Origin of the sequence: Pseudoalteromonas sp. BSi20652 (assembly GCF_000239855.1) — a bacterium.
GTDB lineage: Bacteria > Pseudomonadota > Gammaproteobacteria > Enterobacterales > Alteromonadaceae > Pseudoalteromonas.
In genome coordinates this window covers 1-11,050 of record NZ_BADT01000049.1, presented here as the reverse complement: position 1 = coordinate 11,050, position 11,050 = coordinate 1, and the positions used below count along the sequence as shown (strand labels likewise).

Genomic DNA, 11,050 nt, shown 5'->3' with positions numbered 1-11,050 from the left:
CAGTAATCGCGTAGTAAGCGATTTAAACTTTTCGCTGGGTGAAAACGAATCCTTATGCTTGTAGGGCCAACAGGTTGTGGTAAAAGTACAATTTTACAAGCTCTTGCTGGCCTTACACCTATCAGCGAAGGCGAAATAAATACGGATAAATGGCGAGCAATACCAAAGTTAAGCGTGCCTCCTGAAAAACGCAGTGTAGGCATGGTGTTTCAAGATTTTGCGTTATTTCCGCACTTAACCGTACAACAAAATATTTGCTTTAAATTAAAAGATACAGCCCCTGCAGAGTATTGGATAAACCTACTTGGACTGAGCGATTTTAGAGATAAAAAACCAGCAACGCTTTCTGGCGGACAAAAGCAACGTGTTGCACTTGCGCGCACCCTTGCCCACCAACCTGATTTTGTTTTGCTTGATGAGCCGCTTTCAAACTTAGATGCCGCTCTTAAAGACATGCTTCGTTGGGATATTAGAAACGCACTTAAAGCCGCGGGCGTACCTGCTATTTGGGTAACACACGACCAAGAAGAAGCACTCTCAGTTGGTGATCGTGTTGGCGTTTTAAAAGGCGGCAAAATTCAGCAAATTGATTCACCCGAGCGCTGCTTTAGCACGCCAAACAATCGTTTTGTGGCACGTTTTTTAGGTGAAGCCAGCTTTATTGCAGGCAGCTTTGAAAACGGACAAGCAACCACCTCAATTGGTAATGCGCCGGCTCATGGCGTTGACTGTGAAAGTGGCGACGTTGATGTACTACTTCGACCAGACGATGTGTTACTTGTACAAAGCAGTGTTGGTAATAACGGCGAAGTAATTTGGGTACGTTTTGAAGGTGGCAGCCGCTTGTGCGCTGTAAAACTTGCGTGCTCTACGGTTGTAACTAGCCGTGTTAGCCATGAAGTTGTGGTAAACCCAGGCGATGAAGTGCATGTATCATTAAGCACATCGCACCCACTAGCCGTTTATAAACAAAAAGCTTAACTACTTTTTTACTTACATAAACCAAAAAGCCCATATATATGGGCTTTTTAATAGCTATTACTATGTATGTTACTAACTAAATTCGAAGCACTACCATTCAAACATGTAGGCCATTTTGCTTATTGTTTTAAGCGGAATATGGTGAGAGTTACGCTTGGCGTATAAATGTTGCATCGCTTTGTCTTTCACTTCACCCACTATCACTTCTTTTACTTGATAACCTAAAGCAATAGCAGCTTGCGAGTACGCTACAAATTCCCACTTTTTAATATTGGTATTATCTACAATGACTAAAGGGATATCTTGAGCGAGTGCATTTATGAATCGTGCTAAATTTAGATTATGGTATTGCGGCAGCTTAAATTTATCAAAATGATATTCACCTTGATCATCAATAAAATAATCATCTGTTGAACAAATTAGATATTGGCTTTCGTCGGCCCCGCCTAATTCATCAGCTAGGTTTTGTGCATAGTAAGACTTACCGCTTCCTGGTAGTCCTCGTAAAATAAAAACTTGTTTCATAGCATCGATTTTTTAAGAGTGAATAAATATAAATTTGATTTGTTGTTAATAATGCCACAAAACCATTAAATTTAAGAGCACCAAATAACAATTGTGGCAATTAAACCCTAAAAACTGTTTAAAAATAAACCGCATGCATAAAAAGTTTTAAAGAGTTGCCTACAATAGTTTTTTTATTTAACTTTACTAGGTAAGATACAGGGTTCAAGTGCAGCGCCGTTTATGAGCAATTAAAGCCACAGTGCTGCGCACTGTTAAATAAAAATAGTTAGGCAACTTATTATCATTGGAGTGAAGATGAGCCATTTAGCGATTTCAGAGCTATTAAAAGGCAATGTTGCGGTAGACAGCCAAGTAACAATTAAGGGCTGGATCCGTACTCGCCGCGATTCAAAAGCAGGAATTTCATTTTTAGCCGTTCATGACGGTTCGTGTTTTGATCCTATTCAAGCGGTAGTTCCTAATTCACTTAATAATTATGATGAAGTTACTAGCTTAACGGCCGGTTGTTCTGTGTCGGTTACAGGTGTTTTAGTTCAATCTGCTGGTCAAGGTCAATCTTTCGAAATACAAGCTAATACAGTGACTGTATTAGGTTGGGTAGAAAACCCAGATTCTTACCCAATGTCGGCAAAGCGCCACAGCATTGAGTACTTACGTGAGCACGCTCACCTTCGCCCTCGTACAAATATGATTGGCGCAGTAACTCGTGTACGTAACTGTTTAGCGCAAGCTATTCACCGTTTTTACCACGAGCAAGGCTTTTACTGGATCAGTACACCAATTATTACAGCAAGTGACTGTGAAGGCGCTGGCGAAATGTTCCGTGTATCTACGCTTGATATGCAAAACTTACCGCTTACAGACAAAGGCGATGTTGATTACAGCGAAGATTTCTTCGGTAAAGAAGCATTCCTTACTGTATCTGGTCAGTTAAACGGCGAAACTTACGCGTCTGCAATGTCAAAAATTTACACGTTTGGTCCAACATTCCGTGCAGAGAATTCAAATACATCTCGCCACCTTGCAGAATTTTGGATGGTTGAGCCTGAAGTTGCGTTTGCTGATTTAGAAGACATCGCAAAACTTGCTGAAAACATGCTTAAGTATGTATTTAAAGCCGTACTTGAAGAGCGCCGTGATGACATGGAATTTTTTGCACAACGTGTAGAAAAAACCGCAATCACACGTTTAGAAGAATTTGTAGACAAAGACTTTGCACAAGTTGATTACACAGACGCTGTAGAAATCCTTAAAAACTGTGGTAAAAAGTTTGAGTACGCTGTTGAATGGGGTGTAGATTTACAGTCTGAGCACGAGCGTTACCTTGCAGAAGAGCACTTTAAAGCACCAGTAGTTATTAAAAACTACCCTCGTGACATTAAAGCATTCTACATGCGCCAAAACGAAGACGGTAAAACCGTTGCCGCAATGGACGTAGTAGCGCCTGGTATTGGCGAGATCATTGGTGGTTCACAACGTGAAGAACGCCTTGATGTGCTTGATGCGCGTTTAGAAGAAATGGGCTTAAACAAAGAAGATTACAGCTGGTACCGCGATTTACGTAAATACGGTAGCGTGCCACATTCAGGCTTTGGTTTAGGCTTTGAACGCTTAGTTGCTTATGTAACAGGTATGGGCAACGTACGTGACGTTATTGCCTTCCCTCGTACTAAAGGCAGCGCCACTTACTAGTATTCAGTAAGTCGTTTATAAATACTAAAAACCAGCCAATTGGCTGGTTTTTTGTGTCTTGAATTAACCGTATAAAAAAGCCGCAGCACTCAAAGAGCACCACGGCTTTAAACCAGAATAAATTTTAAGTTAACTGCTATAAAGCATTCTCTAACTGTGGCAGTACTTCAAACAAATCAGCCACTAAACCGTAATCAGCTACCTGAAATATAGATGCGTCTGGGTCTTTATTAATTGCGACGATCACTTTTGAATCTTTCATACCGGCTAAATGCTGAATAGCACCGCTAATACCCACGGCTATATATAAATTAGGCGCTACAATTTTACCTGTTTGCCCCACTTGCATGTCGTTAGGTACAAAGCCTGCGTCAACTGCTGCACGCGACGCACCAATGGCTGCACCGAGTTTATCGGCAATACCATTGAGTAGAGCAAAGTTTTCACCGTTTTGCATACCACGACCACCCGATATAACCACAGTAGCAGCCGTAAGTTCAGGTCGTTCAGACACTGTTTGTTCAACACTTACAAAGCTACTTAATTGCGAATCAGACACTGTATCAATGCTTGTTATAGCAGCTACTGATTGCTCGCCTTGTAAATCAAAGCTACTGGCACGCACGGTAATTACTTTTTTACTGTCGAGTGATTTAACCGTTGCGATTGCATTTCCTGCATAAATTGGACGTTTAAATGTATTTGCATCTACTACTGCGATAATTTCAGAAATTTGCGCAACATCTAATAACGCGGCAACACGTGGCATAAAGTTTTTGCCCGTTGTCGTTGCACTTGCAACAATGTGGCTGTAGGTATCGCTAAGTGATAAAACTAAATCAGTCATGCTCTCAGCTAACTGATGTTCATAAACGCTATTGTCAGCAACTAAAACATTAGCTACACCATCAATGCTGGCCACTTGTGAGCTTATTGCGCTTAGGCTGTTACCTGCAATAAGTACATCAACAGGAAAACCCATTTTTACTGCGGCGTTAATAGTTTTTGAGGTTTCTGGTTTTAAGGCACCGTTGTCGTGCTCTGCAATTACGAGTGTTTTCATTTAAATCACCTTTGCCTCTGTTTTTAATTTTTCTACAAGCTGTGCAACGTCTTCAACAATAATTCCTGCGGTGCGTTTAGCTGGCTCTTCTACACTTATTAATTGTATACGTGGTGTTAAATCAACACCAAGCGAATCAGCTGCTATTACTTCAAGCGGTTTGCGTTTGGCCTTCATAATATTTGGCAGTGATGCGTAACGAGGCTCGTTTAAACGCAAATCAGTTGTAACAACCGCAGGTAAGTTAAGTGCCACCGTTTGCAGTCCACCATCCACTTCGCGGGTTACGTGTACTTTGCCCTCGTTAATAACCACTTTTGATGCAAATGTACCTTGCCCACGATTAGTAAGCGCAGCAAGCATTTGACCTGTTTGATTATTATCTGAGTCGATTGACTGTTTACCTAAAATTATAAGCTCTGGCGTTTCTTGATCAACAATTTTAGCCAAGAGCTTTGCAATATGGAGTGACTCGAGCTTTTCATCGGTTTCGATGTGAATGGCTTTGTCGGCTCCCAGTGCTAATGCTGTGCGTAGTTGCTCTTGCGATGCTTTAGGACCAATAGTTACTGCAACCACTTCACTTGCTGTACCAGCTTCTTTAAGGCGGATTGCTTCTTCTATAGCAATTTCACAAAACGGGTTCATTGCCATTTTAACGTTGGTTAAATCAACGTCGCTATTATCACTTTTAACGCGTGCTTTTACGTTGTAATCAATCACTCTTTTTATTGGTACGAGAACTTTCATAGGAACTCCATAATAATTCAAACCTACATGCTGACGTGCACGTCAACTTATTTATTTTATGAAATTAGACTACTTCCTGTTGACGTAAACGTCAACCTAAAATAACCTTTAACTATTCACAGTCTGTAACGTTTAATTTGCAAAGTTAAAAGTAGGCTGCACACCTTATTTAAATGTGTAGTAAACATTCGAATAAGTCCGTCATAGATAAAGAGGTTATTATGGTCGAACGTGAAACCATGGAGTTTGATGTAGTTATTGTTGGTGCAGGCCCCGCAGGGCTTTCAAGTGCAATTAAACTCGCGCAATTAGCACAAGAAAAACAACAAGAGTGCATGATTTGCGTAGTCGAAAAAGGTTCTGAAGTGGGTGCGCATGTACTCTCTGGTGCTGTTTTTGAAACCAAAGCTTTAGACGAACTGCTACCAAATTGGCAAGATCTTGGCGCTCCCGTAACGACTAAAGTAACCAACGATGAAATTTATTGGTTTAATAACGAGCAAAAAGCGACATCAATCCCCCACTTTGCTACGCCAAAAACATTTCATAATAATGGTAACTACATTGTGTCTATGGGTAACGTATGCCGATGGCTTGCAGAGCAAGCTGAAAGCTTAGGCGTAGAGATATTTCCAGGATTTAGTGCTCACTCTTTAATAATTGAAGATAAAACAGTAAAAGGCATTATTACTGGCGATATGGGTGTCGACAAAGATGGTAATGAAAAAGACGGTTACATGCCTGGCATGGAACTTAGAGCAAAATACACGATTTTTGCTGAAGGTTGCCGTGGTCATTTAGGTAAGCAACTAATCAATGAGTTTGCACTTGATGTGGATTCATCACCGCAGCATTACGGTTTAGGCTTTAAAGAAATTTGGCAAATAGATGAAAGTAAGCATGAGCTTGGTAAAGTTGTTCATGGTACAGGTTGGCCACTTAGCGGCGATACTAGCGGTGGTGCATTTATGTATCACAGTGAAAACAACCAAGTTGTTGTTGGATTGATTGTTGATTTAAATTACTCAAACCCGCATTTAAGTCCATTTGATGAGTTTCAGCGAATGAAACATCATCCGGTATTTAAAAACGTACTTGAAGGCGGTGAACGTATTGCTTACGGCGCACGTGCTATTGCTAAAGGTGGCTTGCATTCATTACCAAAAATGCACTTTGCTGGCGGATTACTTGTAGGGTGCGATGCAGGCACACTTAACTTTGCAAAAATTAAAGGTAATCACACTGCAATGAAATCGGGAATGATTGCCGCTGAGGTTATTTTTGAAGCGCTGCAAAATGAGTTAGCAAATACCGATTTAACTCATTATCAAACTGCGTTTGAGAAATCGTGGGCATATAAAGAATTATACCAATCTCGTAACTTTGGCCCTGCTATGCACAAACTTGGTAAGTTTATAGGGGGTGCCTACAACACGCTTGATCAAAACATTTTTAATGGTGGTTTACCGTTTACATTTAAAGATAATACGCCCGATCACTCTACCCTTGTTGATGCTAACGCTGCTGAGAAAATAGCGTATCCAAAACCAGATGGACACCTTAGCTTTGATAAACTCTCAAGTGTATTTTTATCAAATACTAATCACGAAGAATCACAGCCGTGTCATTTAAAGCTCAAAGATGCATCAATTCCTATAAACGTAAACTTAGTTAAATTTAATGAACCCGCACAACGTTATTGCCCAGCAGGCGTTTACGAAGTACAAGAAATAGCGGGCAATAAAGAGTTTGTTATTAACGCCCAAAACTGTGTGCACTGTAAAACCTGCGACATTAAAGACCCAAGCCAAAACATTACGTGGGTAACACCTGAAGGTGCTGGTGGGCCAAATTACCCCAATATGTAACTAAATTATGCGTTAAATAGCTATATAACTACGTTTTTTACATATAAATTATAAACATATCCTAAATTGCAGGGGCTTCGGCCTCTTTTTTACGTTATGCTAATAGTAGTTTTAATAATAAGAGTGTTATTTATGCCGTCGTCAAAAGTTATTTTTCGTTTTTTAGCAGAGCCTACCGATGTTAATTTTGGTGGTAAAGTTCATGGTGGGGCCGTCATGAAGTGGATTGACCAAGCCGGTTATGCATGTGCTGCAGGTTGGAGTGGTCATTACTGCGTAACGGTTTCGGTTGCGGGTGTTAAATTTAGACGCCCTATTTTGGTGGGTCAAATTGTAGAAGTAGAGGCTAAAATTGCCCATACGGGTAGAAGTAGCATGCAAATATTTATTCAAGTTAGGTGTGGCGATCCAAAAACACAAAATATGGTTGAAACAAACCATTGTGTTATTAGCTTTATTGCAATGGACGAAACGGGCTACCCTATATCAGTGCCTTCGTTTAAAGCAGTGACCGATGAAGACATTAAATTAGAAAACTACGCTATAAAAATGAAAGAAATAGCAATTGAAACAGAAAACTTACTTCATACAGTGTAATTACTAATTTAAACAAAGTCAGGCTATGTAAAAAACTCATTATACTTTGTAAAACATACAACTTATTTTAAATTACCCGATTACACAGAAGTTTACTTTGATTATAAAACACGCTAAATATTGTAAAATCCAATACAAAAGAACTAATTAAAGCGTGTTTTTAATCCATTTTAATATTGGCATGCTCGCTGCAAATAGATAATTGAAGTTTGATTAATGAAATCAAGCATTTGATTTTTTGTAAAGGAGCTATTCAATGATTAAAACACTTTCTCTTTCAGCTATTGCACTAGCAACACTGGGTTTTAACTCTGCAGCACACGCTGACATTTCTGATTTCGATTCTCCACGTATTTATACTGGTATTGGTTATGGACAATATTCTTTTGAATTTGAAGACAGTGACAACGACACTGACTTTGACGACGATGCACAAATGCTTAAAGGTTACGTTGGTGCACAATTTAACGAATACCTAAGCTTAGAGCTTGCTTATCAAAACCTTGATGAAGTAAGTGATATAGACAGCAAAGCTGAAATTGATGGCCTATCGCTTGCCGCACGTTTGGGCTACCCTATAACAGAGAGTTTTTCTGTGTATGCAAAAGGCGGTTGGCTTGAATGGGATGCAGATTACACACAAGAATTACCGGTAGGAAGTGTATCAACGTCTACAGATGGTGGTGACGCATTTTACGGCGCAGGTATTGAATACGCGCTTACAACAAATGTACAGTTTCGTTTAGAGTATGAACGCTACAAACTTGATGACGATATTGACCCAGATATGGATGTTGCGTCTGTATCAATTCAATACATGTTTTAATTAAACCTTAAAACGCATATACAGAGGTAAGCTTAGGCTTACCTTTTTGCGTTTAGTTACTCTAAATACAAGCTTATAGACCACACAGTCTAATAACCACTATTTAAACCAATCAGTCTTTAAGTAATAAACTCACTTACATTAATGCCATAAATGCTAAATGCGGGTAGAATAGCGCTCTATTTTATTTGTACCCGAGTACTATGAGCGATTATACCATTTCGGCTATTGGCCACATTCAATCTCCTTATAAACAAAAGTTTGCTATACCTAGGCAACCTCGTTTAGTGCCACAAGCTAAAGCAAAACTTATTTTTGCACCTGATTTTAATCGCGAAGAATTTGTAAGGGGTTTAGATGACTTTACTCATATATGGTTGTTATTTCGTTTTCATGAAACGGCCGATAAAGGTTATTCTGCCATGGTGCGCCCGCCTCGTTTAGGTGGCAATGAGCGAAAAGGTGTATTTGCGACCCGCGCTACATTCAGACCAAACGCAATTGGAATGAGCGCCGTAAAACTCGAAGGTATTGAGTATAAAAACGGACAACTTAGCTTATTACTCGCTGGTATTGATTTACTTGATGGCACGCCGATTATTGACATAAAACCATATTTGCCATATTCAGATTCTATGCCAGATGCAAGTGCTGGCTTTGCTGACACGCGCCCAGAAACACAAATGACGGTTGAATTTAGCCCTCAAGCAATTGAGTTTATTAATGCGCAAACACAATACCCAGATTTACATGATTTTATTGCCAATGTTTTAAAACAAGATCCCCGCCCTGCATATAAAAAACAAAAAGACGGCGAGCAGAGCTATGGTATGACTTTGTATAATTATAATATTCGCTGGCAAGTCAATGGCGAGCATAACGTAGTAACAAGCATAGAAAAAAACTAAATAACTCAGTTAGCGCTTTAGTGTAAAAGCATCCGCTGGTAAACTTAAGCTCTATTAAAAGAATATAATTACTCTATTTCGGAAAAAACATGCGTACAAGCCAATATATACTCGCAACACTTAAAGAAACGCCATCAGATGCTGAAATCGTATCGCATCAGTTAATGCTTAGAGCCGGTATGATCCGTCGCGTCGCTTCGGGTTTATACACTTGGTTACCCTCTGGTTTACGCGTGCTACGTAAAGTAGAAAACATTGTACGTGAAGAGATGGACAAAGCAGGCGCAATTGAAATGCTCATGCCTGTTATTCAACCTGCTGATTTGTGGGAAGAGTCTGGTCGTTGGAATGAATTTGGTCCTGAGCTTATGCGCTTCACAGACCGTCATAATCGTACATTTGCACTTGGTCCAACGCACGAAGAAGTAATTACCGATTTCGTACGTAAAGAAATAAGCAGCTACAAACAGTTACCGGTAACGTTGTACCAAATACAAACTAAAGTACGTGACGAGCGTCGTCCTCGCTTTGGTGTTATGCGTGCCCGTGAATTTACAATGAAAGATGCATACTCTTTTCACTTAAGTGAGGAATGTTTAGATGCAACTTATCAAGCAATGCACAAAGCATACTGTAATATTTTTGAGCGTTTAAATTTAGATTACCGTCCTGTTATAGCAGATACAGGCTCAATTGGCGGTAGCGTATCGCATGAGTTTCATGTACTTGCTGAGTCGGGCGAAGATGCAATTGCATTTAGTGATGGCAGTGATTACGCCGCTAATATTGAAAAAGCAGAAGCACTAGCACCTATTGAAGCTCGCCCTGAAGCATCAAAAGAGCTTAAAGCGTTTCCAACTCCTGACGCTAAAACGATTAACGAGCTTAAAAAGCATTACGGTGTAAAACCTCATCGCGGCGTTAAAACGTTAATTGTTTATGGTACACCTGATGAAAACGAAGTACGTGGTTTAGTCGCTTTAGTACTGCGTGGCGATCACGAATTAAATGAACTAAAAGCTGAAAAGCACCCATTAGTAGACTCTCCGCTTGAAATGGCAACAGAGGCAGATATTGTTGCTGCTATTGGTGCAAAACCGGGTTCATTAGGCCCTGTTGGCTTATCTATGCCTATTATTGTTGATAGAACAGCTAACATACTTGCTGATTTTGTTGCCGGTGCTAACAAAGACGACGAACATTACAGCGGTATTAACTGGGATCGTGACGTAACTGATTACGAAGTTGCTGATATTCGTAATATTGTTGAAGGCGATATGAGCCCATGTGGTCAAGGCGTTTTACAAATTAAACGCGGTATTGAAGTCGGTCATATTTTCCAACTTGGCACTAAATACTCAAAAGCGATGAAAGCGGGTGTATTAAACGAAGGCGGTAAAAACCAAACCATGACTATGGGTTGTTATGGTATTGGTGTTTCACGTATTGTTGCCGCTGCCATTGAGCAAAACAACGATCAATACGGGATCATTTGGCCTGCACCTATCGCGCCATTCGATTTGGCGATTGTTCCAATGAACATGCACAAATCACATCGTATTCCTGATATTGCTAATAACCTTTACCAAGGTTTAAAAGATGCAGGGCTTGATGTGTTGTTTGATGACCGTAAAGAACGCCCTGGTGTTATGTTTAACGACATGGAGCTCATTGGTGTGCCATTTACGCTAGTAATTGGTGAGCGTAACCTTGATGAAAACAAAGTTGAGCTTAAAAACCGTCGTACGGGTGAAAAGCTAATGGTTGATATCGACACAGCAATCGATGCAATTAAAGCAGCTGTTAAAGGTTAACAACACGCACGCTTAGAGCATAA

At 40.1% G+C, this 11,050-nt stretch carries 9 protein-coding genes and 1 pseudogene; 7 read left to right on the top strand and 3 right to left on the bottom strand.

Features of this window, described 5'->3' with window-relative positions:
• Nucleotides 1–981 (top strand): annotated as a pseudogene (locus P20652_RS13550) (ABC transporter ATP-binding protein); the annotation flags it as partial.
• 90 nt (nucleotides 982–1,071) lie between these two features.
• On the opposite strand, the gene P20652_RS13555 reads toward P20652_RS13550, so the two are convergent.
• Nucleotides 1,072–1,506 carry an AAA family ATPase gene (locus P20652_RS13555; RefSeq protein WP_008166763.1) on the bottom strand — a complete coding sequence of 145 codons (435 nt, stop codon included), beginning with the start codon at nucleotides 1,504–1,506 and terminating at the stop codon, nucleotides 1,072–1,074.
• Nucleotides 1,507–1,803: 297 nt separating this feature from the next.
• On the opposite strand from P20652_RS13555, the gene asnS reads away from it, so the two are divergent.
• The gene (gene asnS, locus P20652_RS13560) at nucleotides 1,804–3,201 is read left to right on the top strand and encodes an asparagine--tRNA ligase (RefSeq protein WP_008166760.1); all 1,398 of its coding nucleotides are present in this window, start codon (nucleotides 1,804–1,806) and stop codon (nucleotides 3,199–3,201) included.
• A 136-nt stretch (nucleotides 3,202–3,337) separates the two neighbouring features.
• Here asnS and P20652_RS13565 read toward each other — a convergent pair whose 3' ends face one another.
• Together P20652_RS13565 and P20652_RS13570 are read right to left on the bottom strand one after the other, a co-directional pair.
• Entirely contained in the window at nucleotides 3,338–4,264 is a 927-nt protein-coding gene (locus tag P20652_RS13565; protein WP_008166758.1) for an electron transfer flavoprotein subunit alpha/FixB family protein, read from the bottom strand.
• The gene (locus P20652_RS13570; RefSeq protein ID WP_008166756.1) at nucleotides 4,265–5,014 is read right to left on the bottom strand and encodes an electron transfer flavoprotein subunit beta/FixA family protein; all 750 of its coding nucleotides are present in this window, start codon (nucleotides 5,012–5,014) and stop codon (nucleotides 4,265–4,267) included.
• A 221-nt stretch (nucleotides 5,015–5,235) separates the two neighbouring features.
• On the opposite strand from P20652_RS13570, the gene P20652_RS13575 reads away from it, so the two are divergent.
• The 5 genes from P20652_RS13575 (at nucleotide 5,236) to P20652_RS13595 (ending at nucleotide 11,027) form a co-directional block, all read left to right on the top strand.
• Nucleotides 5,236–6,882 (top strand): electron transfer flavoprotein-ubiquinone oxidoreductase, encoded by a 1,647-nt coding sequence (locus P20652_RS13575; RefSeq protein WP_008166754.1) that lies wholly within the window; start codon nucleotides 5,236–5,238, stop codon nucleotides 6,880–6,882.
• A gap of 132 nt (nucleotides 6,883–7,014) precedes the next feature.
• On the top strand, nucleotides 7,015–7,479 hold the full coding sequence (locus tag P20652_RS13580; RefSeq protein WP_008166752.1) for an acyl-CoA thioesterase: 465 nt from the start codon (nucleotides 7,015–7,017) through the stop codon (nucleotides 7,477–7,479).
• Between the two features lie 256 nt (nucleotides 7,480–7,735).
• The gene (locus P20652_RS13585; RefSeq protein ID WP_008166751.1) at nucleotides 7,736–8,305 is read left to right on the top strand and encodes an outer membrane beta-barrel protein; all 570 of its coding nucleotides are present in this window, start codon (nucleotides 7,736–7,738) and stop codon (nucleotides 8,303–8,305) included.
• A 203-nt stretch (nucleotides 8,306–8,508) separates the two neighbouring features.
• Entirely contained in the window at nucleotides 8,509–9,213 is a 705-nt protein-coding gene (tsaA, locus tag P20652_RS13590) for a tRNA (N6-threonylcarbamoyladenosine(37)-N6)-methyltransferase TrmO (RefSeq protein ID WP_008166749.1), read from the top strand.
• Nucleotides 9,214–9,302: 89 nt separating this feature from the next.
• A complete protein-coding gene (locus P20652_RS13595; RefSeq protein WP_008166747.1) occupies nucleotides 9,303–11,027 on the top strand; it encodes a proline--tRNA ligase in 1,725 nt (574 codons plus the stop codon).
• Nucleotides 11,028–11,050: the final 23 nt, after the last annotated feature.